The 24,392-nt window shown below is 43.8% G+C and carries 22 protein-coding genes; 9 read left to right on the top strand and 13 right to left on the bottom strand.

Features of this window, described 5'->3' with window-relative positions; all coding sequences use genetic code 11:
- Positions 1–132 precede the first annotated feature (132 nt).
- Positions 133–255 carry a hypothetical protein gene (locus tag Q0R52_RS29310; protein WP_366520849.1) on the top strand — a complete coding sequence of 41 codons (123 nt, stop codon included), beginning with the start codon at positions 133–135 and terminating at the stop codon, positions 253–255.
- A 22-nt stretch (positions 256–277) separates the two neighbouring features.
- Here Q0R52_RS29310 and Q0R52_RS04815 read toward each other — a convergent pair whose 3' ends face one another.
- Entirely contained in the window at positions 278–877 is a 600-nt protein-coding gene (locus tag Q0R52_RS04815) for a GDSL-type esterase/lipase family protein (protein WP_295792675.1), read from the bottom strand.
- Positions 878–1,840: 963 nt separating this feature from the next.
- Here Q0R52_RS04815 and Q0R52_RS04810 point away from each other — a divergent pair.
- A complete protein-coding gene (locus Q0R52_RS04810) occupies positions 1,841–5,080 on the top strand; it encodes a SusC/RagA family TonB-linked outer membrane protein (protein ID WP_295792674.1) in 3,240 nt (1,079 codons plus the stop codon).
- Between the two features lie 11 nt (positions 5,081–5,091).
- Positions 5,092–6,564, top strand: coding sequence for a SusD/RagB family nutrient-binding outer membrane lipoprotein (locus Q0R52_RS04805; protein ID WP_295792673.1), 1,473 nt, complete (start codon positions 5,092–5,094; stop codon positions 6,562–6,564).
- 161 nt (positions 6,565–6,725) lie between these two features.
- Here Q0R52_RS04805 and Q0R52_RS04800 read toward each other — a convergent pair whose 3' ends face one another.
- From Q0R52_RS04800 to Q0R52_RS04790, 3 genes are all read right to left on the bottom strand, one after another.
- Positions 6,726–7,145: an ester cyclase gene (locus Q0R52_RS04800; RefSeq protein ID WP_295792671.1), complete on the bottom strand. Its 420-nt coding sequence runs from the start codon at positions 7,143–7,145 to the stop codon at positions 6,726–6,728.
- A 194-nt stretch (positions 7,146–7,339) separates the two neighbouring features.
- Complete coding sequence (locus Q0R52_RS04795) at positions 7,340–7,939, bottom strand: Crp/Fnr family transcriptional regulator (RefSeq protein ID WP_295792669.1); 600 nt, start codon at positions 7,937–7,939, stop codon at positions 7,340–7,342.
- Between the two features lie 139 nt (positions 7,940–8,078).
- Complete coding sequence (locus Q0R52_RS04790) at positions 8,079–10,421, bottom strand: DPP IV N-terminal domain-containing protein (RefSeq protein WP_295792668.1); 2,343 nt, start codon at positions 10,419–10,421, stop codon at positions 8,079–8,081.
- A 174-nt stretch (positions 10,422–10,595) separates the two neighbouring features.
- On the opposite strand from Q0R52_RS04790, the gene Q0R52_RS04785 reads away from it, so the two are divergent.
- Entirely contained in the window at positions 10,596–11,036 is a 441-nt protein-coding gene (locus Q0R52_RS04785; protein ID WP_295792666.1) for a hypothetical protein, read from the top strand.
- A 30-nt stretch (positions 11,037–11,066) separates the two neighbouring features.
- The gene (locus tag Q0R52_RS04780; RefSeq protein WP_295792664.1) at positions 11,067–11,231 is read left to right on the top strand and encodes a hypothetical protein; all 165 of its coding nucleotides are present in this window, start codon (positions 11,067–11,069) and stop codon (positions 11,229–11,231) included.
- 90 nt (positions 11,232–11,321) lie between these two features.
- Here the strand turns inward: Q0R52_RS04780 and Q0R52_RS04775 are convergent, their stop codons facing one another.
- Positions 11,322–14,009, bottom strand: coding sequence for an alpha-L-rhamnosidase (locus Q0R52_RS04775; RefSeq protein ID WP_295792660.1), 2,688 nt, complete (start codon positions 14,007–14,009; stop codon positions 11,322–11,324).
- A 364-nt stretch (positions 14,010–14,373) separates the two neighbouring features.
- Between Q0R52_RS04775 and Q0R52_RS04770 the strand changes: the two genes are divergently transcribed.
- Positions 14,374–16,182: a DNA polymerase III subunit gamma/tau gene (locus Q0R52_RS04770; RefSeq protein ID WP_295792659.1), complete on the top strand. Its 1,809-nt coding sequence runs from the start codon at positions 14,374–14,376 to the stop codon at positions 16,180–16,182.
- A gap of 312 nt (positions 16,183–16,494) precedes the next feature.
- Complete coding sequence (locus Q0R52_RS04765) at positions 16,495–17,517, top strand: sterol desaturase family protein (RefSeq protein ID WP_295792657.1); 1,023 nt, start codon at positions 16,495–16,497, stop codon at positions 17,515–17,517.
- 174 nt (positions 17,518–17,691) lie between these two features.
- On the opposite strand, the gene Q0R52_RS04760 is transcribed toward Q0R52_RS04765, so the two are convergent.
- The 4 genes from Q0R52_RS04760 to Q0R52_RS04745 all read right to left on the bottom strand — a co-directional run bounded on the left by Q0R52_RS04760 (position 17,692) and on the right by Q0R52_RS04745 (position 20,272).
- The gene (locus Q0R52_RS04760) at positions 17,692–18,219 is read right to left on the bottom strand and encodes a DinB family protein (protein ID WP_295792655.1); all 528 of its coding nucleotides are present in this window, start codon (positions 18,217–18,219) and stop codon (positions 17,692–17,694) included.
- Positions 18,220–18,295: 76 nt separating this feature from the next.
- Positions 18,296–18,493: a hypothetical protein gene (locus Q0R52_RS04755; RefSeq protein WP_295792653.1), complete on the bottom strand. Its 198-nt coding sequence runs from the start codon at positions 18,491–18,493 to the stop codon at positions 18,296–18,298.
- A complete protein-coding gene (locus Q0R52_RS04750) occupies positions 18,471–18,836 on the bottom strand; it encodes an ORF6N domain-containing protein (RefSeq protein WP_295792651.1) in 366 nt (121 codons plus the stop codon). The genes Q0R52_RS04755 and Q0R52_RS04750 overlap by 23 nt, the downstream gene beginning before the upstream one ends.
- A 119-nt stretch (positions 18,837–18,955) precedes the next feature.
- Positions 18,956–20,272, bottom strand: coding sequence for a gluconate:H+ symporter (locus Q0R52_RS04745; RefSeq protein WP_295792649.1), 1,317 nt, complete (start codon positions 20,270–20,272; stop codon positions 18,956–18,958).
- 110 nt (positions 20,273–20,382) lie between these two features.
- On the opposite strand from Q0R52_RS04745, the gene Q0R52_RS04740 reads away from it, so the two are divergent.
- Both Q0R52_RS04740 and Q0R52_RS04735 read left to right on the top strand, forming a co-directional pair.
- Complete coding sequence (locus Q0R52_RS04740) at positions 20,383–20,781, top strand: VOC family protein (protein WP_295792648.1); 399 nt, start codon at positions 20,383–20,385, stop codon at positions 20,779–20,781.
- 155 nt (positions 20,782–20,936) lie between these two features.
- Positions 20,937–22,163 carry a multidrug effflux MFS transporter gene (locus Q0R52_RS04735; protein ID WP_295792645.1) on the top strand — a complete coding sequence of 409 codons (1,227 nt, stop codon included), beginning with the start codon at positions 20,937–20,939 and terminating at the stop codon, positions 22,161–22,163.
- 132 nt (positions 22,164–22,295) lie between these two features.
- On the opposite strand, the gene Q0R52_RS04730 is transcribed toward Q0R52_RS04735, so the two are convergent.
- From Q0R52_RS04730 to Q0R52_RS04715, 4 genes are all read right to left on the bottom strand, one after another.
- Entirely contained in the window at positions 22,296–22,982 is a 687-nt protein-coding gene (locus tag Q0R52_RS04730; protein WP_295792643.1) for an ATP-dependent Clp protease proteolytic subunit, read from the bottom strand.
- A 12-nt stretch (positions 22,983–22,994) separates the two neighbouring features.
- Positions 22,995–23,267, bottom strand: a complete 273-nt coding sequence (locus Q0R52_RS04725; RefSeq protein WP_295792640.1) for a hypothetical protein — start codon at positions 23,265–23,267, stop codon at positions 22,995–22,997.
- Positions 23,248–23,784, bottom strand: coding sequence for a sigma-70 family RNA polymerase sigma factor (locus Q0R52_RS04720; protein ID WP_295792638.1), 537 nt, complete (start codon positions 23,782–23,784; stop codon positions 23,248–23,250). The genes Q0R52_RS04725 and Q0R52_RS04720 overlap by 20 nt, the downstream gene beginning before the upstream one ends.
- 143 nt (positions 23,785–23,927) lie before the next feature.
- Positions 23,928–24,329 carry a hypothetical protein gene (locus Q0R52_RS04715; RefSeq protein ID WP_295792637.1) on the bottom strand — a complete coding sequence of 134 codons (402 nt, stop codon included), beginning with the start codon at positions 24,327–24,329 and terminating at the stop codon, positions 23,928–23,930.
- Positions 24,330–24,392 lie beyond the last annotated feature (63 nt).

The raw sequence follows: 24,392 nt of genomic DNA, 5'->3' as shown, positions 1-24,392 counted from the left end.
GGAACATAAATCCACTGGGTGCTGTCTTTTACGTTGTTGTGGCCAAAGGTTTCGCCATAATCATAACCTAAGTTCAGGTTGGCGCGCAGAAACGGTACAAAAGGAATTTTGTAATCGAACTGTACGTTGCCAATGCTGCGGCGCGAGGTTGATGTATTGTCGGTTTCGTTTAAGCGGGCAAGCGGGTTGGCAGGTGCCAGGGTTACCGGTGCACCGTTTATGTCGGTATTACCATTGGTGGTCCAGGTGGTATAGCCTCTCCAGCGGGTATTGCCGTTTAAAACGGGTTGGGTATGTTATTCATTTTGCAAAAGCCTGCAACCTTCGCGTTGTAGGCTTTTACCTTTTGTGTGTAGTTTTTGGCGAAAGGTAAAACAGCATGCACGTATAACTTTGTGGCAGGTGTGCCGCTCTTAATAGCTCTAATTAGTGCTATTAGTTTTTTATAAACGGTGTCAATTGCAACGCCTGTGCCAATATCATTTGTGCCCATTTCTAAAAATATTTTATGCGGCTTGCCTGCAATAACTTCCCCTATTCTGGCCTGTATGTCGGTTACGGTATTGCCGCCAATCCCTCTGTTTTTAAGATGCGTATTTGTAAAAAACTCCTGCAATGGAAACCCCTGCGTTAAACTGGTGCCAACAAATACTATATCATCTTTTGAATGTGGCAGGATTTTAAAAAGCCTCAATTGCGCTTCGTTGTTCTTGTACTTGTTAATGCTGTAGGTTATGATGCTATCATTAGTTGGCGTTGTCAGCGTTTTTATGTAATCCTGATGCGAATAGTAAAACCGCTTTCCAATAAAAAACGACACGAATAGTATATTAAGAGTGATTGAGGTTGCAAGCGCTAATTTGTAATATGATTTCATTTTTGCAAGGTATTAAAAAAGCTTTAAACCTCATTTGCCAGATTGAAGGTGTTTGATATTAGCCCTTATAATCAATTATTATTTTTAGGCGATTTTAAGCTGCTTTAGTAACAAAAAAAAATTATCATTGCATTACGAGGCTTATTAACGGGTTTTTAAAGCAGTTTTTAAAAAGGGATAGACAAAAAAAGTAACTTTTTAGCGTAAAAAAAGGGCCTTTTTAAGCCCTCTAATCAATCGTTTTTAACCTCTAAATGGGCAAAAAAAACATACAAGTCGAATTGTTTTTTACATACATGTGGAATTCGCGATTTTAAATAACCCCGATTTAGAAAATTTTTTTGCGGGGATTTGCCCCGGCGCGGTTACAAAAAAGTTAGAAACTCATCATATTGTGGTTACTGGCAGTAGTCCGCTACAATATTTTACACCAAAAAATCTGCATTTATTTTGGCTGTTTCTCGCCTGATAACCCATTTTTCAAGGTCGAAATTTAAACTTAAACTAAAACTTTGGGAGGTGAAAAAGCCGCTTAAAATAGGTTTTAGGGCAATATCCAAAAAAAAGGCGGAATTTAAATACGATGTCATATTGCACAATACATTCCAATATGTTTTATAATATATCTCAATATCCCACCAATATCTCCCTTTATTAAAAAAGAAGCCGGAAAATACCTCGCGTATTTTCCGGCCACAATTAACTAATAACTGCCTTATTATTATAGATTTACTATTAACTAATAGTTACAAATAACTCAGGTAGTTGCGCTTTTGAAACGGCCGAAAATCTGAATTGTTATACTAAATTATTGTAAATAGTTCGTTACGATTAATTTACATTCTGTAAACAAAATATTACAGAAATAAATTTTAGTTAAACGAAAAGTAGCCGTACGTTTACCGCCTTTATTGCGTTAACTAACTAACGCTAAACATTAACTATTAAATTATCTATTTATTCATGAAAAAAATTCTACTACTGAATTTGTGCTTTCTCCTTTTAGCCGCGGGCCGGCTATTTGCACAAACTCATGCCGTAACCGGGACAGTTACGGCTAAAGAAGATGGCTTACCGCTGCCAGGCGTAACGGTATCCATAAAAGGAACAACAAACGGTACCCAAACCGACGTTAATGGTAAATATACTGTAAGCATACCCGATGGTGGTTCACTTTCGTTCAGCTTTTTGGGTTATGCTACCCAGTTACAAACCCCAACCGGAAACACACTAAATGTGGTAATGGTTGCAACCGCCCAACAGCTTGGGGAAGTGGTTGTTACCGGCGCACTTGGTTTAACACGTACACGTAACCAGCAAAGCTATGCGGCGCAACAGGTTAATGGCGATGAAGTTAGCAAGCAACGCTCAACCAACTTTATTGATGGACTGTCGGGCAAGGTAGCCGGCTTGGAGATTCGCCAGAATAATGCTTTGGGCGGGTCAACAAACGTGGTATTGCGTGGTAACAAATCAATTTACGGTAATAACCAGGCGCTGTTTGTTATTGATGGTGTACCGGTTGATAATACCAATACCAACGGTGGCGACCAACAGCAAGGTGGCGGCGGTTATGACTATGGTAGCCCTGCATCTGACATTAACCCTGATGATATTGAAAACGTTACTGTGTTAAAAGGTGCCGGTGCAACAGCATTGTATGGCTCACGCGGTAGCAACGGTGTTATCTTAATTACCACCAAGAAAGCCAAAAAAGGCCTGGGTATTGTTGTTAACTCAACTGTTAGCTTTGGTTCTATTGACAAATCAACCTTCGCACAATACCAAAAGCAGTATGGCGCCGGCTACGGCCCTGGTTTTTATACCGGCAATATCTTTGGCAAAACAGGGGTTAAAGTAGCGCAAACTGATGCAGATGCTTCAAATGGTTCAGCTTTTGACCCCAATTTGATGATTTACCAGTGGGATGCGTTCGACCCAAGTTCACCAAATTATGGTAAAGCTACGCCTTGGGTTGCCGCTAAAAACGACCCTACAACATTTTTTGAAAAACCGGTATCAACCAATAACAGTATCATGATTACCAACGGCGGTGACAATGGCACTTTTAAATTGGGATATACCAACAGTAACGAAAATGGTGTAATACCAAACAGCAATTTAAAAAAGAACCTGGTTGATTTCTCGGGGACTTATAACATTACTCCCAAATTAATTGTAGGCGCAAGCATAAACTATTACAACACCAATGGTACCGGCCGCGGCGGAACCGGTTATGACGGTGCAAACTCCGATAACAGGAACGTTGTTTCTGGTTTCAGGCAATGGTGGGAAACAAACGTTGACGTGCAGGAGCTTAAAGCTGCTTACGACCGTACAAAATCAAACATAACCTGGAACATGGCCGACCCAAGACACGGCAACACGTTCCCGGCTTATTGGAACAACCCGTATTGGGTAACCGAACATAATTATGAAACCGACTCGCGTAACAGGTATTTAGGTAATATCAACCTGAATTATAAAGCAACAAGCTGGTTAAGCTTCATGGGCCGTGTATCGTTGGATACTTATTCGGAACTGCAGGAAGAGCGTTATGACGTGGGCAGTATTGGCCTTCCATACTATTCAAGGTTTAACCATAACTACTCCGAAACCAACTTCGACCTGTTAGCCAACGTTAATAAAAACCTGGGTAACGATTTTAACCTGAAAGCATTGTTGGGTACCAACATCAGGAAAAACAGCGATAATAGTATTTTTGCGAGCACCAACGGCGGTTTAATTATACCTGGTTTATACTCGTTGAACAATACATTAAGTTCGCCGTTATCACCAACCGAGGTTTATCAACGCAGGGAAATCAATGGTGTTTTTGCAGGCGCTACCCTTACCTGGAAAAACATGTTAACGGTTGATGGTACAATCCGCAGGGACCAGTCATCAACCTTACCGGCAGTAAATAATAAATATTACTACCCGTCAGTTTCGGCAGGCTTTATTTTTTCTGAACTGCTTAAACAATACAGCTGGTTATCATACGGAAAGTTAAGGGCCAGCTATGCACAGGTTGGTGCCGATGCGCCGATATACAGTGTTAACGATACTTATACTATCGTGCCGCCGTTTGGCTCAAACCCGCAAACAGTTGCCAGCACAACCAAAAACAACGCCAACCTGAAACCTGAGCAAACCAAAAGCAAGGAAATTGGCCTGGAGTTGTCATTCTTTAACAATCGTTTAGGTTTTGACGGTAGCTACTACGTAACCAATACTTTTGATGAAATATTGCCTGTAAACGTATCCGGGGCTACTGGTTACACTGCAGAATATTTAAATGCAGGTAACGTGCGCAATAAAGGCTTCGAGCTTTCATTAAACGGTACCCCGTTGAAGTCGAAGGATTTTAGCTGGAAAATTAACCTGAATTATACCCGCAACCGCAACGAAGTTACCGCATTGTTTAAAGACGCAACCGGCAACGAGGCGCAAAACCTGCAGTTGGGCAGCTTCCAGAATGGCGAAACCTTAAACGCACCGCTTCATGGCTCGCTGGGTACCATCAGGGGAACAGATTATACTTACTATAAAAACGGCCAGCCAATAGTTGGTCCTGATGGTCAGTATGTTTTAACAGGTTCGTCAAACCACGACATCGGTAACACAAACCCCGATTGGACCGGTGGTATCAATAACAATTTTACTTACAAAGGTTTTAATTTAAGCTTCCTTATCGATATCCGTAAAGGCGGTTCGGTATTCTCAAATGACCTTGCTTATGGGTTAGCTGATGGAATTTACCCGTTAACTGCTTATACAAACGATTTAGGTAACCCGGTACGCAGCCCGCTTACCACAGGTTCAAACAGCGGTGGCTTTATTCGTCCCGGTGTTACTGCCGACGGAGCGCCTAACACCGTGCGCGTTCCCGGTGGCCCATACGGCTCATTTGGCGATGGCGCCGGCTTATTACCGTTAAAAGCATTTGTGTACGATGCCAGCTTCATTAAATTAAGGGAAGCTATTTTGGGCTACACACTGCCACAAGGTGCAATTGGCAAGTTAGGGCCGGTAAAAGAGGTTACGTTCCAGGTTATTGGCCGTAACTTATGGATAATCCATAAAAACCTGCCTTATGCCGACCCTGAAGAGGGATTATCATCAGGCAACCTGCAGGGCATACAGGAAGGTGCATACCCAACTGTGCGTACCATTTCGTTTAATTTAAAACTACGTTTCTAATCATCACAGATATGAAAAAAACAGCATTAATTTTTGCAGCCTTGCTTACTTTGGGGGCCTGCAAAAAGGATTTGACAAGTTTAAATGTCGATCCGAAAAACCCTTCCTCCGTGCCATCCTACTCGTTGTTTACCGAGGCTGAGAGGTTGTTGACCAATACGGTAACCTCGCCAAGTGTGAATTTAAATATATTCAGGTTAATTGAGCAGCAATGGACAGAAACCCAATATTTAAATGAAACCCAATACCAGATAAGCTACCGTAAACAACCCGATGGCATCTGGACAGCCCTTTATACCAACACACTGCAAAATTTCGAAAAGTCGAAACAAGCTATGGTTCTTGATGTGAAAGACGCCGGAATACTTAAAAATCAAACAGCTATTGCCGATATTTTGCAGGTGTACAGCTATTATTATTTAGTTACTACGTTCGGTAATATTCCATATTCTGAAGCTTTGGACATTAACAAGCCGTTTCCAAAGTATGACGATGCCAAAACTGTATACACTGCATTGTTGACCCGCCTTGATGCCGACATTGCAGCACTTGATCCAAATTCTGGCAGCATAGGTGCAGCCGATATAATTTATGGTGGCGATATAAACAAATGGAAAAAGTTTGCCAATACTTTCAAACTAAAAATGGGCATAACCATCGCCGATTCAGACCCGGCAACTGCCAAATCCACGGTTGAGGCTGCTGTTACCGCAGGTGTTTTTACATCGAATGATGATAATGCCTTATTCCAATATGTTGCAACCCCGCCGAATACCAATCCAATTTGGGTTAACCTGGTACAAAGCCAAAGGCACGATTTTGTGGGTACAAGTCAATTCATCGATTTGCTTAAGCCTAATACCCCAACACAGGACCCAAGGCTTCCGTATTTCTTTGCCAAAAGTGCATCCAACAACATTTACGAAGGTGCAGACAACGGCACAGGCGATGGTTCGCTTGCATTTTCAGATTACTCGTTGCCGGCAGGAGCACTGTTAACGCCAGGCGCTATCGGAAACCTTACCAACCCCGATTTCCCGGGCTTGCTGTTAGACTATTCGGAAACAGAATTTAACCTTGCCGAGGCAGTTGCACGGGGATACGCTGTTGGTGGTACTATTCAATCGCATTATACGGCCGCAATAAGCGCCTCTGTATTGTATTGGACAGGCGCCAACCCAACCGGAGCTTTCCTTGCACAAACCAATATTGCGTATGCAACCGCTGCCGGTGCTACACCACTACAAAAAATTGCCGGTCAGGAGTATATCGCCCTTTATAACAGGGGATGGGATGCCTGGATAGTAAACAGGAAACTGGATTACCCGGCATTGGTACCGCCACCCAGCGCGTTTAGCGATTTCCCGGTGCGCTTTACATATCCTATAAGCGAGCAAAATGTTAACAAGCCAAATTACGATAAAGCATCCGCCGCCATTGGTGGTGATGTGGTTACTACTAAGCTTTTCTTTGACACCCATTAATTTGGCTTCATTAAAGTCGAAGTTTTAATACCTAATAAACTTTTAGCCCCGGTTGTGAAAGCAGCCGGGGTTTTTATTGTGGTTATTTAACGAAGATAAACCGAATCGATTTATTATGTGCTGCAAGTAAAGGATTGTAAATCGCTTTATGTCTCTGTTTTTTATTGAGGCGGAAATGCACCAATTTGCCCTAGTAATCCAATAAGGTCTGGGGCACTAAACTCTTCCACAACTTGGCCATTCTGCAAATGATAAATGTTAATTGCCCTTATATTGATTGATTTTCGTGTGGGCGGCACACCAAAAAAAGCCCCGTCATGTGTGCCGGTCATAGTAAACCTTGCGGCCACATTATCATCTTCGACTATCAATTCATCTAAATACCATTGAACGTCGGAAAAACCGCCACGCATCATACCGACAATAGATAAGTATCCCTCCGGGCCCTTCAGTGGATCCGGACGGCCCGGTACATAAAACACGGCCTTTTGCGATATAATCTCCTGCGCCAACTTTTCGTCTGCTGTATTAATAAATTTTATGAAACGGCTCATCACCGTTTTGGCACTCTCGTTTGTCATGATATTTAATTGTTAAGTTTATTTTACATTGTTGATTATACGCCAAAAGTTCGTCTGCATTTGCTTTTAATATTTGGGAACATTTTTAGTCCCGTATTATTAACAGAATTTTAAACGGCGGAGCAAAATTGCATATTAGGAGAAAATGCAACCTATAAACAGTCTTAAGAAATAGTCTTAACAAAGTTTAAGAGTTAGAGGTTACGTAAAATATTCTTGCGGACTTTGCTAAGAAATTCTGGCGTAATACCCAGGTAAGAAGCAATTTGTGTATTGGGAATACGTTGTGAAAGCTTTGGATATTGATTTAAGAAATATTGGTATCGCTCTTCGGTTGTTGAACTGATGCTTTGCAGTACTCTTTTTTGCAGCTCGATGAATTTATTCTCAATGATTACCCGAAAATTATGGTCGATTTTATGTTCGGTCGTATATAATCGAATTAAATCAGGGCGTTTGATTTGCAGTATTACCGATGGCTCAATAGCTTCTATGTAAACCTCTGCTGGTTTCTCTGAATAAAAACTATCAAGTTCGGTAATCCAATCGTTTTCGGCAGCAAATTGCAGGTTGTGCTCGTTACCTTTACTATCTACCGCGTACATTTTAAAACAACCGGAAACCACAAACGTAAAGTGGCGGCATACCTCTCCCTGCTGCAAAATAAAACCGCGTCGTTTTACATTGCGTTCAGTAAAATGTACCTGTAGCCGCTCCTCTTCCTCTTCGTTTAGCGGAAAGTAATTCTTGAAGTATTGCAGAAGCTGTGTGGTTGAAGCCGTTATATCAGTCAAAATTTAATGGAGATAAAGGATAAATATACATCGGTATGCTTGTAACACATCGCCGCAATCACAAAAAATAATCCCAAACACAAAAAAGCCTGCCCCGAAAATGGAGCAGGCCATATAAAAAATACAGGTTTCCTAAATTTTACCGTCCGCCACCATTACGCGGGTCGGATTTTGCTTTTAGCTGGTACTCGTGGGGCGGTTCAACGCCAAGCAGATTTTTAACAAAATAGTCCCAGCGACGACGCATCATGTACGACGAATATTGGCCATAACCATGCGGCATATTCGGGAATACCACCAAATCATAATCCTTTCCGGCTTTTTCAAGCGCTTCAACAACTAATAAGGTGTTGTAGGGTGGTACGTTATCGTCCATTAAGCCGTGGGCAAGCATCAGTTTACCTTTCAGATTTTTTGCCAGGTTTTGGTTGGCCTGGGCAGCGTAGTCAGCATTGCCTACTAATCCGTTATAGCGTTCGCCCCAGTCGTCCTCATAGTTAAGGTTCTCGTGGTTGCCCGATTCTGATATACCAACTTTAAAGAAATCAGGATAACGGAACATAGCGCCGGCAGTTGCAAAACCACCGCCCGAGTGTCCCCATATACCAACGCGGGTTGTGTCCATGTAACCATATTTCGAGGCCAGTTGGCGAATAGCTGTTATCTGGTCGGGCAAGGTGTTTTCGGCCATGTTACCATAGCTCATATCGTGAAAGCTTTTTGAGCGCAGCGGGTTGCTGGTGCCTTCAACTTCAACCACTATAAAGCCCAGCTCGGCCAATGCCTGTCCGTCGCCTCTTGAGGCGGCAAACGACCAACTGCCTACACTACCGCCCTGTGGACCCGGATAGATATAATCAATAATAGGATATTTTTTGTTCGGGTCGAGTTTTGACGGAGTTATCATCAAGCCGTAAATGTCGGTTTTACCGTCATGGGCTTTCACCGAGAAGGTGGTCAACGGTTTCCAGCCGGTAGCCATCAGTCTTGACACATCAGCTTTCTCTAATGTGGCAATCATTTTGCCGTTCAAATCGCGCAGCACGGTAACAGGTGGTACGTCTGGTTTTGAATAGCTGTCAACAAAATATTTCCCGTCGGGCGATAAGGTAACGTTATGGTTGCCCGCCTCAGGTGTAAGATTGGCGAAATGTTTGCCATCGAAGCCAACTTTGCAGAACTGTGCAAAATAGGGGTTCTCCGCCTGGCGGTCATCAGCCGTGAAATAAATCATGCGGGTCTTTTCGTCGATCTTTAAAATGCGGGTAACAAGGTAGTCGCCTGATGTTATCTGGTTTTTAACCTTGCCGGTTGTGGCATCATACAAATAAAGGTGTCCCCAGTTATCGCGTTCCGAAAACCAGATAATTTCGTTCGATTTATCTAAATAGCGCCAGTTAATGCCGCCATGGCCCGATTCAAACTGCGTTTTTACGGTTTCTTCAAAAACTTCGCGTACGTCGCCTGTAGCAGCATCAGCAATGCGAACTTTTTCGTTTTTATGGTCGCGCGAGGTCGATACGAAAGCAACTTTCGAATTATCTGAGCTGAAGTAAATATCGTCCATAGTACCGCTGCTGGCAATATCATCGCTCAGTGTAGCGCGGTGCGGGTCGGGTGCAACTTTGGTCATTACCACTTTTGCATTGTCAACATCAATAATACAGCGTTGTATCATCGGTATCTCGCCACCCGGCAGCGGGTATTTCCATTCTTTAAGGGTTGGCTTACCTACGTTGGTAGTAACCAGGTACATATCGCTAACCTTGCGCTGGTCGTCTTTAAAAGTGGCGATCTTTTTCGAGTCAGACGACCATATCAAGATTGCATTATCGCTGTGTTTCCAGCCCGCGTTATCAGTGGCATAGCCATAGTCTTTAACACCATCGGTTGTTAACTGTGTTTCTTTTTTGGTTTCCATATCGCGCACCCAAAGGTTCCAGTCGCGAATGAAAGCGCCTTTTTTGCCATCTGGCGATAGGTTTACACCACCTGCACCGCCTCTTCCGCCACGTCTTCCGCCACCGCCTGCTTCAGCAGCCATCGGCGAACCATCTTCGGTAACAGCATACGAGCCCAGGTCGGCTTTCCATTGCTTGCCATCAGCCATAAACACAATGGCTTTCCCATCTGCCGAAAAGGTGAACCTTTGAAAAGGTAACATTGCTGCCGTGTATTGTTTACCGGTTGCAGTTGAAAGCCCTGCCGCAAGTTTTGCCTGGTCAAATGCTGCTGAGCGGGTACCTTTAGCCGGGTCCACCAATATAAATTCACTACCGGTAGCATTCAGGTTGCGGTACCAGAAACGGCCGTCGGGCAGCCAATCCGGGCGTACGGTGGCGTTGTCGATAAAAGGTTCGGTGCCATAGCTTAAAAAGCTTTCGGCGCGTTCGTAATCTTTTGTTGTGAGAGGAGGGCCCTGCTGGGCACGGGCGGAAAATACCAGGGCACAGGGTATGGCCGCGAGTAAAAATTTGTTCATAGCTTAAAAGTCAGTTATTAGCAAACCAAGCTACAGCAAATAAATAGATTTCACAAATTTGAGCGCTTGTGTAATATTATTGTGGCAGAAACGGGGGGCAAGAGTTAAATAGATCAGTAAATTAATTAAATTCGACCACTTAGACTAAGAAGAACAACCGGCCTAAAATCGACAATGAATTTACCACACTATAACTATTTTACTACTGATTTTCGAGAGTATGAATTTTACAGTGAAGGGCCAAAGGGGAAAATAAGGAAAATAGTTAGATTTCAAAAATTACAAAACGAGCCTGAAATTTATAACCTTGCTTTTGGCGATAAAAATCCGGAAACAGGTGAAGTTAGCGATTCCATAAACAGTAATAATAACGACAGAGATATTGTATTGGCAACTGTGGCTAATACAATCAATGATTTTTGTGATTATTATGGTAATCATTTCATATATGCGACTGGTAGTACACCCGTAAGAACAAGGTTGTATCAGATAGAAATTAATGGAATATTAGATGAGGTTAGTATAGATTTTGATATTTATGGCGTTGTTGGAGGTATACCATATCGATTTGAGAAGAATGTTAATTATGAAGCGTTCTTGGTTAAAAGAAAGTGAAATCGTATCTTTGATAGTAAAGGAGTTATTATGTCAGCAACCAAGAAAGTAAATAGTAATCTTAGTTACAGCGGTCGCGCAATAGTAGTCGACAATTTAAAAAGTCATGAAAATGATCCTTTTTTTGTAAAAAAGGTAGAGGATGCAAAAATTGCCGTAAGTAAACTGAAACTGCCAGGAACGGAAAAGAAATAGATTCGTAAATAGATATGAAAAAAGAAAGAGGCTGGCTCAAAATGAGTAAGCCTCTTTCTTTTTTATAAAGTCAAGCTTAAAAACCATAAATCATTTCACCTCGTACACATAACTCCCCGCACCAACCTTCAACCCATTCACCGCATTAACAGCTTTTCCATTGGCGGTAATCGTTTTCCCCGCTGGGAAATAAATTGTCCCCGTAGAATTGGCCGGGATAACCACCAAATATTCAACCGCACTTCCCTTTCTTTTCCACGCCGAAACAATCTTACCATACGGCCCGGTATGCTCTGATTCAAAATGGTCAAGTTTATTCACAAAATTTGGCGTAAGCAATACATTTTTAAAGCCCGGCGATTGCGGGTCGGGTTTTATACCGCCGATACCTTTATAGTACCAGGCGCCAATTTCGCCAAACATAATGTGGTTTAACGATAAGGCATCATCCGCATCAATGTTCCAGTTTTCGTACAGCGTAGTCGCTCCCCGTGCTATCCACCAACCCCAGGACGGGAAGGTTTCCTGCGAGGCTATGGAGTAAGCAACATCTGCAAAGCCATTATCACTCAGAGCACTTAATATGGCCTTCGTACCTAAGATACCCACGTCCAAATGGTTGTTGGCCTCTTTAACCCTGTCTGCCAGTATCGACGCTACTTTGTGTTTAAGGCCGTCGGGAACCATGCCCCAAAACAGCGGTACGCTTTGTTCTGTTTGGTAGCCTTTATCGTAAACCCCGGTTGCAGTGTTCAAATATTTTGCATTAAAAGCAGTTTTTATTTTTAGGGCCAGCGCCTCATACTTTTTCTGGTCTTCAAGTCGGTTAAATAATTTTGCCGCCTTTGCCATAATGGTAACATCGGCAAAATAATAGGCAGTCGAGGTAAACTCAACCGGCGTTACCGATTTTACCGGCACCCAATCACCAAGGCCCCAGGTGGTGAGGCCGGTAGGGTATAGGTCGTCAATATGGTTAACGTATTTTTTAATCGCATCGTAGTTGTCGCCAAGGGTTTTGCTATCGCCATAAAATAGATACAGGTTCCACGGGATAATGGCAACGGTGCTGGTCCAGTCGGGCCCGTTGCCCCACTCGTACCCCCATCCGTTTGATGGGATAATAGAAGGCAACACACCGTTTGGCTGCTGTTCGTCGCGGTGGTCGGCCATCCATTTTTCATAGATGGTAATGCCGTCGAAATTATACAAGCCGGTTTCGCTGGCTATGTGTGCATCGCCGGTCCAGCCGTTCTTTTCACGCTGCGGGCAATCGGTGGGGTATCCAAAAAAGTTCGAAAGGTAAGAGGTATTTGTTGCCTGCCAGATCTTGTTAAGTGTATTGCTGGATGAATTGATTTTGCCAACGGCTTCCACATCGCTGTGCATAAAGTAGCCGGACAGGCTTTCTTTTTTTAGTTCGATAGGTTTATCGCTGCTAACCTCCACATATTGAAAACCCTTATAGTTAAAGCGGGGCATAAAGGTTTCTTCGCCTTTTCCGCTTAAAATAAATATATCGGTTTGGAAAGGGTCCTGGTCATCAGTAGGGCGGTAGTGTATGTCGATATTCGATTGGTCGGCAAACCCATTTTTGCCCAGTTTCTCCGCATGTTTAAGGCGGATAACCGTGCCGGCTTCCCCTTTTACCGTTATACTGCTTACGCCCGAGATATTGCGACCCAAATCAAAAAGGTATGTTTTATCATCCAGCTTTTTAATGCTTTGCGCCGGGATCTTTTCTATCGCGCGAATCGGCTGCAAACTTTGCGCAACTATATTATTTGACGGTGCGGAGCGGTCGAAAGCATCTTTCCATGCGGTGTCGATAAATGAAGCCGTGTTCCATCCCGGTAGTTCCAGGCGCGCGTCGTAATGTTCAGCGGTATAAATACTGTTGAATGTAATGGGGCCGGTGTGGGTCTTCCAATTCCGGTTTGATGATATGGTTTCTGTGGTGCCATCGGTGTAGGTGACGCGTAAATCCATGCAAAACGCCGGCCGGTTACGCCATGGCGATTTATCAAAATACCATACGGCCGTACTCTGGTGGTTATACCAGCCATTGCCCAGCAATACACCTACTGCATTTTTGCCGGTTTGCAATTGATGAGTAACATCATAAGTAACATAAAGCGTCCGCCTGTCGAACCGGGTGTACATTGGGTCGAGGTGGTGATTGCCAATTTTTTCGCCATTAACATACAGCTCATACAAACCTGCTACAGCAATATAAGCCCGCGCCGATTTTATTTTTTTGCTGATCTCAAACGCATGCCTGAAATAGGGCGCCGGTTTGGTATTGGCGTTATGGCCATCGCTTATCCAGCCGCCTTTCCAGTTTACCATACCCATCAGGCCGGTTTCAAATGTAGCCACCGGCGATGTAACAGTTTTGCCGTCCTTGTCCCAAACCTGTACCCGCCAGTAGTATTTAGTGTAAGGTAGCAGCGCTTTGCCGTTATAGTTTACGCGGTTAACATCGCTCATAATTTTAACTGTTTGCCAGTTGTTGGCGATGCCTTTCGTTAACTCAACCGAATCGGTACTCACTGACAATTGGTAAGCTGTTTGTTTTGCGCCCTGCCTATTATCGTCCATCACCCACATTAACCGCGGGTTAGGGGAGTCCATGCCGATAGGGTTGGTGAGGTATTCGCATTTCAGATCGGTGATAACAACATTTGCCGCCCTGGAACTAACTTGGGTGACGAAAATTAATGTAGCAAGAAGTAATAATTTGTAAAACGAAAGTTTATAAGACGGATTGGTAATCATCAATGTGTTATAATTGGTAAATTACAAAGGTTGCACATTCGATAGTTGCGCTTTGTCAGTCAAAAATAAAGAATCCAAAGCAAGCACCATCATGCACTGTCTGTAACTATCTTTAAATTTCGTCGTCCGCATTTCTCGCACAGGCCTGCGACCTGTGCTGATGAATTTCGCTCCGTTGGAGCTTGAAGATCTTCTTAGAATTAACAGCTTGTGGGTACCAAAATCTTATCGCGACGAAGAAACACCCAGCCCCAACGGGGCGGCGTCCGTCAGCGCAGGTCGCAGGCCTGCGCAAAACGTAATCGCAATTGTAATTTACCCACATGCCTTTTAACATAACTTTATTGTTATTACCTTAGTAGCTGTGGATAATTTTATTGTTTCGGCACGCAAATATCGTCCGGTTACTTTTGAAAGCGTTGTTGGCCAGCAACATATAACCAATACGCTAAAAAACGCCATTAAGAATAATCAGCTGGCGCAGGCGTTTTTATTCTGCGGTCCGCGTGGCGTGGGCAAAACTACGTGTGCCCGTATCCTTGCAAAAACCATAAACTGCGAAAATTTACAGCCAAACGGCGAGGCTTGCGGCGTTTGCGCGTCGTGCCTGTCGTTTCAAAACGGTAATTCCTTTAATATCCATGAGCTGGATGCTGCCTCCAATAACTCGGTTGATGATATCCGCAGCCTGATTGAGCAGGTGCGCATACCGCCGCAGGGCGTAAGGTATAAGATCTATATCATTGATGAGGTGCACATGCTGTCGCAGGCTGCTTTCAACGCGTTTTTGAAGACGCTGGAAGAGCCGCCGCATTACGCTATATTTATACTGGCCACTACCGAGAAGCATAAAATACTGCCAACCATACTTTCGCGCTGCCAGATATTTGATTTTAACCGCATCCGGGTTGAAGACATGGCGTCGCACTTGGCATCCATCGCTCAAAAAGAAAATATTAGCTATGAGGTAGACGGCCTGCATATCATCGCCCAAAAAGCAGATGGGGGCTTACGTGATGCTTTGTCGATGTTCGACCAGATTGTTAGTTTCTCGGGCAGTAACGTTACCTACCGCTCGGTAATCGACAATCTGAACATACTTGATTACGACTACTATTTTAACATAACCGACAAGCTGCTGGGCCAGGACAATGCCCAAACGCTGTTATTGTTTGATGAAATCCTTTCGCGCGGTTTTGATGGCGCACACTTTATATCCGGCCTGTCTGAACATTTTCGCAACCTGCTGGTAGGGAAGGACCAGGCAACTTTAAAACTGCTGGAAGTTAGCGAAGGCATCCGCAATAAATACCTGCAGCAATCGCAGGCGGCCACAGTTTCGTTTCTGCTATCGGCCATGAATATTGCTAACCAATGTGATATTGGCTATAAGCTCAGCAAGAACCAGCGACTCCAGGTGGAGCTCGCCTTGCTAAAGATGTGTAACCTGCAGGCGGTCTTTAATTTGGCCGTTACGCCGCTCACTTCAATGCCCGCATCGCAGGAGCAATTAAAAAAAAAACCTGATTCCGCAGCAATAGCCCCTGTTTCTGAACAAAAACCGGCTGCCGAAACGCCTGTAGTTAATACGGCGAAGCCTGTTGCCCCTGTTGTAGAAAGACAGGCGGCACACCCGCCGGTTGCCGAAATTATAAAAGAAGAAGCAGCGGCCGAAAAGCCTAAAATATTTATACCAAACTCGCATTCGCCATCTACCTCGGTAAAAATACCATCGTTAAAAGATGTGGGTAAAACCAAGGAGGCTATGGCCGAGGAGGAAGACCCTTACATTAAAGGCGATGCCAGAAATGAATACACGCCCGACCAGCTCCTGAAATGCTGGAGCGACTACGCCGCGATGATGAAGGCCGACGGGAAGAAAAACCTGCTCACCATTTTTACCACTAATCCCCCGAGGCAGCTTAAGCCAAACTTGTTCGAAGTAATAGTGGAGAATAAGGTACAGGAAAACGTGTTCAGAGATGAACGGCCTAACCTGCTCAACTATTTGCGCACAACGCTCAAAAACTTTGATATCGAAATAAATGCGCGCATTGATGAAGTAGCGGTAGTAAAGCGGCCATATACTGCATCGGAGAAATTTCAGCACATGGCAGCCAAAAACCCGGCATTGGTTGAATTGAAAACCAAGTTTAACCTTGATTTTGATTAGTTATTCTTAAAATATTCAGGCTACGTAAAGTAAATGGGACGTGATCTTTCTCAAATAGAACATAAATTTAGTCAGAAATTTGGACTGAAACCTAAAGCAGGGTTTCGAAAATGGTTGAAAAATCAAAGAAACAGGATGATAAGGCGGGTTGCACAGTCAGAAAAGCCTAATATAAAATACGGCGGCTGGGAGTATTAAATAACTTCTGGGATTGCCGTTTTTATAGCTGTGTTGAAAACGTTGAACACTCAAAAAGAAGTATTTTAGGCAGTTATTTCTTACCTTGCATTTACCAATAATTAATTTTGTACGATGAATATTTTACAAGGTGCCTGGAACGACATCAGTGGCTTCTTCGGTTACGACGAATTGCTTAAGATTTTAAAGACTGGTAGTTACAGCGAACTTTTAACCCTTAAAGGTATCGAAGCCGCAATAGGGCCCATTCTTCCTTTGATATTAGTATTTGAAGTTATCCGGGCTGCTTTCTACAAACGTTTTAAGGTCTTCGATTATAAAATATCCTTTTTTACTTTCGTATTTAACGCATTTATTGGCCAGGTAATTTCCATCGGCGCTTACGTTTTTTGTGTCGGGCTTTTCCAGCCACACGCTATTTTCGATACCACGTTTACCTGGTACTGGTTTATTTATAGCTATGTAGTTTGGGAGTTTTCGCATTTTATATATCACTTTTTGGCGCATAAGGTGCGGATATTATGGTGCCTGCATTCAACCCATCATGCACCATCGAGTATGAACTTGTCAGTTTCCTACGCGCATTTCTTTCTCGAGGGGCCTTACGCTACGGTAATCAGGACTTCAATTTGTATGTTGTTGGGCGTTAATCCCGCGGTACTGGCAGTAATTATGTTTGTCGACGGTACGTGGGGCGGCTTTATCCACATCGGTGAGAACATAGCCAATGATGCACGCTTCGGCTTTCTTGGTAAGATCATTCTTACGCCATCCCACCACCGCGTGCACCATGCCAAAAACCCCAAATACATGGATACCAACTTTTGCAACCTGTTGAATATTTGGGACAAAGTTTTCGGCACCTACCAACCAGAAGACCGCGACATGCCCATTGAATACGGTATTACCCGGCCCATGAAACCGCATAGTTTTTTAGATGCTTATTTCGGCGAAATAGTCGGCCTTGCAAAAGATGTTGCCAAAGCTCCGGGACTAAAAAATAAAGTCCTCTACATCGTCATGCCCCCCGGCTGGAGCCACACCGGCGACCATAAAACATCGGCAGTTGTAAGGAAGGCTTATTTTGAGGGAGAGAAGAAGAAGGAAAGTAAATCGCAGGAATTGGTTAAGGGGTAGACATTCTAAACTTTTGTCATTCTGAGCGATAGCGAAGAATCTTATACGTTTGATATTCACGTTGTAAAGGTATTGAGGCGACCTGCATGATGCCTACTGTCAACTTTATAAGATTCTTCACTGCGTTCAGAATGACAAAGCGCGTTTTGTATTTCAACACCGAACCTTTCTAACCTATCGTTCTTTATAAAGTTTCCTAATCATGCTTATTTGTCCCCTATGATAAATTTCGTCCTCGGCCATGTGGTATAAAACCCAAGCCAGGTTGCAGCCGGTTTCTTCATCATAATCATCTATGCGCCTGGTAAAATCCTCATGGGTAAGGTTAGTTAGAGCTGCAAGCATCATTTCTCTCGATTCGGTTAGCTGCGCAATATAGTCTTCAACCGGTTGCTGAATAATCAATTTCGGGAGATGCACCCCCATGTCCAGTGCAGGCGTCCATCTTTCGTTTTCCTCATCGGTAAGCTTCCTACCCTCCACAAATTCTACCCGGAAATAAGTTTCAATACCCACAATATGCGATAACAGGGCACCGATTGTATTCCAGCCTTCTTTATATTGCCAGTCCAATTCCTCCACCGAAAGTTCTTTGAGCGACAGGATGGTTGTAGTCCGCGTATCCTGCAGAATTCCCTGTATGTAATCTAATGAGTGGTCGGATAGTTTGCCGAACTCAATGTTAAATAGTCTTTTTAACATGTAATAAAATCAAGGCTGTTTAATAAACTTGAAGTCGCAACTTGCATTTTTAAAACCAACTGATAAATTTAACCAGTTATAAATCATCGGATATGTAGCCTATCCTTTTTCTTGGTTTAGGATTTTCTTTTTTTTCAACTAATTCGTCAAGATATTGAAACACCAACTCGATGTTTTTTCCCTGGTTTTGCTGTTGCTTTCTTATCTCGTCTATTTGTTCACGCAATTCGCCATGGTCTAATAGATATTTTCTAAATCGTGTAAATATTCTCATTACCTGGATGTTTACTTGTATAAGCCCGGGCACTTTTTAATACACTTGAAAGCATCAATACACCGTGCTCGGTGAAGGCATTTGGCAGTTTTCTTCTTCCGCCCCAACTTGAAGTCACAATTTGTGACTTCAAGTTTGCCCATTCTGCCTCATTTAATTGAAACATAAAGTCGGAAGGAAACCTATCTATGTTTCGGGCTACCGCCTGGTTCAGCACTTTTGTTTCGATACCATATAACTCGGCCAAATCGCTGTCTAACATTACTTTATGCTCCCGAATAAGGTAAATTTTATTCATTACTTTCTCATCCGGTATCATTGAAGTGTTTTGTTCTTCTTTCATTGTTGAACTCATCTATATTTATTGACAAACTTGAAGTCACAAATTGTGACTTCAAGTCTATGCATTAATCTTTTCAGCTATGAACTATCCCGCACGTGCGGGATCAACTATGAACCTCCCTAAACTATCAAATTCAACACCAATACCCCACCCAACCCTACAACCGACACTATCGTTTCCATCACCGACCATGACTTTATGGTATCCTTTATCGAAAGATTGAAATACTCTTTAAACAACCAGAAGCCGCCGTCGTTTACGTGCGAAAATGCCAGGCTCCCGGCGCCTATTGCGAGCACCATTAAATTGGGGTTGATGCTATGATCGTGGGTCACCATCGACGATATAATGCCCGCAGCCGTTAGCCCTGCAACAGTTGCCGATCCCAGGCTGATGCGGATAATGGCCGCGATGAGCCATCCCAGGAACAAGGGCTGCACATTCATACTTTTAAACAGCATGGTAATAGTTTGAGTGATCCCGCTGTCGGTAAGCACTTGTTTAAATGCACCGGAGCCGGCAATAATCAGCAGGATGAGCGATATATCTTTAGCGGCATCCCCGTAAATTCCGCCAAGATGTTTCAATGTTTTTCCTTGGCGAACACCCAGCGTAAACGTTGCAATAATAAGGGAGATCAACATAACAATAGGGGCGTCGCCTATAAACGCGATCAGCCTGTGGGCCTGCCCTTTTGATGTATCCAGGTTAAGATATACAGTAGTTGCCATTATAAGGATAACAGGCAGCAGCGCAGTTAAAAAGCTATTGGTTGCTCCTGGCAGTTTGTCGGATGGTATTTCTTTGGCGATAAAAGTATCCAGAGGATTTGACGGAATTTTTTTTAACGCCAGTGCAAACACAGGTCCGGCCAATATTACAGCGGGGATAGCCAATAAAAGCCCGTAAAATAAAGTAGTGCCCATATTTGCATGGAAAATGGCTACTAACGCCGTTGGTGAAGGGTGCGGCGGTAAAAACCCATGAGTAACTGACAAAGCGGCCAGCATTGGTAAGCCGATATAAACTGCAGGCAATTTGTATTTATAAGTTACCGAAAAAATGAGAGGTACTACCAGCACAAACCCGGTGTTATAAAATAACGGTATCCCAATAATAAAGCCCACAATCAGCAAAGCCCATTGAATATATTTAACACCAAAAGCATTAACCAAAACCTCCGCTATCTTTTGGGCCGCGCCGCTTTCAGCCACCAGTTTACCCAACATGGCACCGAGGCAAATGATAATGGTAATAGAGCTTAAAGTATCACCAAGTCCTTTTTGAACCGATGCGGTAACTTTATCCAAAGGTATACCCAGCAGCAAACCCGCTGTTATTGAAACAATAAGAAACGCCACAAATGGAGTTACTTTAAGCCAGCTAACTAATAAAACAAGAAGGAGAATGCAGAAAAGGATGGTTAGTAGTATCATGGTTAATGATTGGTTTATTGGTAGCGATAACGCTCTAAAGTAATAACATTATTCCAATTTGAGATTTTCCCCCAACAAAAACTTTGTACTTTAGTAAAAAATAAACCCAAATGAAACTGATACCCTATCTAAACTTTGCCGGCAATACCGAAGAAGCTTTAAATTATTACCAGAAGGTTTTTAATGGTACCGTTCACGATTTAAACCGCTTTGGCGATATGTTCCCGCCCGAAGCAAATTATAAAGACAAGATTATGCACGCCCGCCTGGAGTTTGGCGATAACATGCTGATGTTTAGCGATGGTATGCCCGGCACACCGGTAGACCACGGCAACGGCATCTACCTAAGCATCGGCCTCAACGACGAGGCCCAGGCCCGTTCAATTTTCGATCAGCTTGGCGAAGGTGGCAAAATAACCATGCCGCTCGAAGTGCAGTTTTGGGGCGCCCTGTTCGGCCAGGTTATGGATAAGTTTGGCGTTAGCTGGATGATAAATTGCGAGATGTGAGCCCCAGCCCCTAACGGGGAGCAATGAACTATTAACCACAGTGTAGGCGAGGTAATTTTTAGGTCATGTTTACCTGTCACCTGAGGCGTCAGGGCGGTTTCCTTAAAAAGCATCTCTATCTTAGCAACCCGGCAGACATAACCGGGCTATTCGCCATGACAAGAAAACGTTACGTACTTATTGTATTAATATTAGGGGCACTTACGGCAATTGCACCATTTTCAATCGACATGTATTTGCCGGGCTTCCCGCAAATTGCAGCCTCTCTGCACACCACCACGGTGCAGGTTTCACTTTCTTTATCAGGCTTTTTTATCGGAATTTCCGCCGGGCAGTTGCTATATGGCCCATTGCTTGATAGGTTTGGGCGGAAGAAACCCTTGTACATCGGTTTGGTGCTATACATAGCTGCCTCAATCGCGTGTTTTTTTGTTGGGTCGATAGAACAGCTGATCGTATTGCGTTTTATACAGGCGGTGGGTAGCTGTGCCGCAACCGTGGCAGCGATGGCCATGGTGCGCGATATTTTCCCAGTAGGGGATAATGCAAAAGTGTTTGCCTTGCTGATCCTGATATTAGGCGTATCGCCAATGCTGGCGCCAACTGTAGGCGGCTATATTACCACGGCCTTTGGCTGGCAGTTAATTTTTTTGATACTGGCAGCAATAGCATTCCTGATATTGTTGGCGGTAATCTTCCTTTTACCCGAAAGTTACCAGCCCGATCCGCATTATTCGTTAAAACCAATCCCTATTATTACCAGCTTTTGGTCCATCATGAAGCATCCGCAGTTTTATACTTATGCAGTTTGCGGGGCAATAGGTTTCTCAGGCTTGTTTGCTTACCTGGCCGCCTCACCATTTGTTTTTATGGATGTATACGGCATCAGCGCCAAAGTTTATGGGTGGATTTTTGCGCTGCTTTCCGTTGGTTTTATTGGGTCAAGCCAGTTTAATGGTATGCTCACCAGGAGGTATAAAAGCGAGCAGATAGTTAACGTTACATTGCCCGCGATGGTGATTATCGGCATTATATTTTTAATCGGCTCAACAGGCAACTGGCTGGGCGTTTATGGCACCATTATTACCGTATTCGCATTTTTATGCTGTGTGGGTATAACTTATCCCAACACAGCGGCGCTGTCACTCGCGCCTTTCGGTAAAAATGCAGGAACAGCGGCCGCGCTGATGGGCTGTCTGCAAATGGCCATGGGTACGCTTACATCAGTAGTGGTTAGCATGTTTAAAAGCCGCAGTACCATCCCCATGGCAGGGATAATGGCAACTGCGGCGGTGGTAGCCTTTTTAGTACTGATAATGGGCAGAAGAAATATCAGGCAACGTGTAGAAGCGTCTGAAGAAGTTGGTGCGGGCGTGCATTAGGAAGGAGTTCATAGTTAATGGTTCATAGTTCATGGTAGCTGCAATGCCGATTATCAGATTAGCATTGACTGCTACTCCCCACTGCCACTAATTCCTTTTCTGCCATGAACCATTAACTATCAACCATGAACACTACGCCCCCAGCACCTCGTCAACTATCCCAAACTCCTTCGCCTCGCCACCGTCCATCCAAAAGTCACGGTCTGATACTTCGTGGATTTTTTCGTAGCTCTGGCCGCTGTGTTTGCTGAGGATGGTGTACAGTTCTTTTTTAACTTTCAACACTTCTCGGGCAGTAATTTCGATATCCGATGCCTGGCCCTGCACGCCGCCCAACGGCTGATGCAGCATTACGCGCGAATGTGTTAGTGCGGCACGCTTTCCCGTTTTGCCGGCGGATAACAGCACCGATGCCATCGAAGCTGCCATGCCGGTGCAAATGGTGGCCACATCGGGCGTAATGAGTTGCATGGTATCATAGATGCCATAACCGGCGTACACCGAACCGCCCGGCGAATTGATGTACATCTGGATATCCCGTTTGGGATCGGCCGATTGCAGGAACAGCAGCTGGGCCTGTATAATATTAGCGATGTTGTCATCCACAGCAGCACCCAGGAAAATTATCCTGTCCATCATCAGGCGTGAAAACACGTCCATCTGGGATACACGCAGTTCACGTTCCTCGGTGATGTAAGGCGTCATTGCCTGCGGTAACCGGCCCTTTTCTATCGCGTTGATGTAATTATCCAGCGGTTGTTTTTTGACATAACAATGCCCCTCCGCAAATTTGCGGAACTCGTTTTTATCGATATTCATAAAATTATTGGTTTATCGTTTACTAAAGATTTGCCTTATTTTTTCGCTAAAGCTTTTATGCCGAGCCTTGTTGAACAGGCTTTGGTGAACGGCCTCAATCTCCTGTTTCAGCTGGTTGCGGCCGTACAGTTTTATTTTATTATAGGCAACATTTTGCCAATGCAGCGTTTCGTTCAATTCATCATCAAGCAACAACTTAGCCTCAAATACAAGCGCATCGCCGGGTGCCGAAAGCTGCAGCAGGTGCGCCTCTATTTGCTCGGTTTCAAATAAGGAAGTCCTCATACGTTAGCGATTTTTGTTTAATGGTTTCCCTAACTTTCTCCAAACATTTATATTTCTGCACGGTAGCCGAGCGCACGCCTGAAAATCCAAACAGCGTTGCGGCATCACCAAGTGGCACCCTATCGTAATAAAAGGAGCGGAGTAAATCCATGCACTTTTTGCCCGCTGTTGCCAGGTAGTGCATCAGTTTGTTTTCCGAATAATCTTCTTCATCCGCGACTGCCGCCAAATCAATTCCGTCAATAGGGGAGTGCAGCACGTTATCTTTAAACTTACGCAGCCACAAGTGTTTACTAATTCCCAGCAAATAAGCTTTCTCATTGGTCTTAATCGAAAACGTACCAACTGCTGCTTTTTCATAATAAATAACCAGCGCATCCTGGAAAACATCCTTCGCCTCGTCAAACGAGCCGCCCATTTTGCTGATATACCTTGCCACCGATGGGAACGCGCTTTTATATAAGGCTATAAAAAGTTGCTCCCTGTCTGCTGCTGTAGCCCGAATCAAATTATTCATCTCCGGCATAGTTTTGTTGTTTTAATGATAAGTGCGAATTTGAGTTTAAGTATCACTATTTATTTTTCTTGAGTCCATAGACCATAGTCGATAGTAGCCTCAATTCCCGGATACAGTAATAACTATGGTCCATGGTCTATCATCTATGGACTTTCCCTCACCGCTGTTACCCTCGAATTCTCACTCCCCTTTGTCTCAAATGTAATCTCTGTATAGCTAATCTTTGTAATATAAAAAACAAAACTGCGGGTAGTCCCATCCGGCAAACTTTCGTTTATCTGGATTTTGTCGCCATCGGCAGTAAACTTTCCTTTGGATAACGCCTGGCCGCCCCACATAATTACAAAAGTGCTGTCTTTTGAAAATTCAATAGACGCGCCTTGCTGTTTTAGTTCGGGCGCAGCTATATCCGGCCGGTCGTGGGTGGGGTGTTCAATTTTTATATAATCCCATTTGCCGTAAAGCCCGGTCGAATTAACGGATGGTTTGCAGCTTAAAATAAAGCATATGCAAACAAAAAACAAAGAAAATTTCAGCTCCTTCATATCAGCATCTAATTTAAACTTATAAATAAAATTTCGTTTATTTGTTTTAAGTGTTATTTTTAC

Source organism: Mucilaginibacter sp. (assembly GCF_025359345.1).
In the GTDB taxonomy this organism is placed as follows: domain Bacteria; phylum Bacteroidota; class Bacteroidia; order Sphingobacteriales; family Sphingobacteriaceae; genus Mucilaginibacter.
The sequence above is the reverse complement of the archived record's forward strand: the minus strand, read 5'-3'. Positions and strand labels throughout refer to the sequence as shown.

What these genes read in the sequence shown, in the direction of transcription:
- Q0R52_RS29310 (WP_366520849.1), top strand. Translation starts at nt 133, where the DNA reads ATGCTGCGGCGCGAGGTTGATGTATTGTCGGTTTCGTTTAAGCGGGCA.
- Q0R52_RS04815 (WP_295792675.1), bottom strand. Translation starts at nt 877, where the DNA reads ATGAAATCATATTACAAATTAGCGCTTGCAACCTCAATCACTCTTAAT.
- Q0R52_RS04810 (WP_295792674.1), top strand. Translation starts at nt 1,841, where the DNA reads ATGAAAAAAATTCTACTACTGAATTTGTGCTTTCTCCTTTTAGCCGCG.
- Q0R52_RS04805 (WP_295792673.1), top strand. Translation starts at nt 5,092, where the DNA reads ATGAAAAAAACAGCATTAATTTTTGCAGCCTTGCTTACTTTGGGGGCC.
- Q0R52_RS04800 (WP_295792671.1), bottom strand. Translation starts at nt 7,145, where the DNA reads ATGACAAACGAGAGTGCCAAAACGGTGATGAGCCGTTTCATAAAATTT.
- Q0R52_RS04790 (WP_295792668.1), bottom strand. Translation starts at nt 10,421, where the DNA reads ATGAACAAATTTTTACTCGCGGCCATACCCTGTGCCCTGGTATTTTCC.
- Q0R52_RS04785 (WP_295792666.1), top strand. Translation starts at nt 10,596, where the DNA reads ATGAATTTACCACACTATAACTATTTTACTACTGATTTTCGAGAGTAT.
- Q0R52_RS04780 (WP_295792664.1), top strand. Translation starts at nt 11,067, where the DNA reads ATGTCAGCAACCAAGAAAGTAAATAGTAATCTTAGTTACAGCGGTCGC.
- Q0R52_RS04775 (WP_295792660.1), bottom strand. Translation starts at nt 14,009, where the DNA reads ATGATTACCAATCCGTCTTATAAACTTTCGTTTTACAAATTATTACTT.
- Q0R52_RS04765 (WP_295792657.1), top strand. Translation starts at nt 16,495, where the DNA reads ATGAATATTTTACAAGGTGCCTGGAACGACATCAGTGGCTTCTTCGGT.
- Q0R52_RS04760 (WP_295792655.1), bottom strand. Translation starts at nt 18,219, where the DNA reads ATGTTAAAAAGACTATTTAACATTGAGTTCGGCAAACTATCCGACCAC.
- Q0R52_RS04755 (WP_295792653.1), bottom strand. Translation starts at nt 18,493, where the DNA reads ATGAGAATATTTACACGATTTAGAAAATATCTATTAGACCATGGCGAA.
- Q0R52_RS04750 (WP_295792651.1), bottom strand. Translation starts at nt 18,836, where the DNA reads ATGAAAGAAGAACAAAACACTTCAATGATACCGGATGAGAAAGTAATG.
- Q0R52_RS04745 (WP_295792649.1), bottom strand. Translation starts at nt 20,272, where the DNA reads ATGATACTACTAACCATCCTTTTCTGCATTCTCCTTCTTGTTTTATTA.
- Q0R52_RS04740 (WP_295792648.1), top strand. Translation starts at nt 20,383, where the DNA reads ATGAAACTGATACCCTATCTAAACTTTGCCGGCAATACCGAAGAAGCT.
- Q0R52_RS04735 (WP_295792645.1), top strand. Translation starts at nt 20,937, where the DNA reads ATGACAAGAAAACGTTACGTACTTATTGTATTAATATTAGGGGCACTT.
- Q0R52_RS04730 (WP_295792643.1), bottom strand. Translation starts at nt 22,982, where the DNA reads ATGAATATCGATAAAAACGAGTTCCGCAAATTTGCGGAGGGGCATTGT.
- Q0R52_RS04725 (WP_295792640.1), bottom strand. Translation starts at nt 23,267, where the DNA reads ATGAGGACTTCCTTATTTGAAACCGAGCAAATAGAGGCGCACCTGCTG.
- Q0R52_RS04720 (WP_295792638.1), bottom strand. Translation starts at nt 23,784, where the DNA reads ATGAATAATTTGATTCGGGCTACAGCAGCAGACAGGGAGCAACTTTTT.
- Q0R52_RS04715 (WP_295792637.1), bottom strand. Translation starts at nt 24,329, where the DNA reads ATGAAGGAGCTGAAATTTTCTTTGTTTTTTGTTTGCATATGCTTTATT.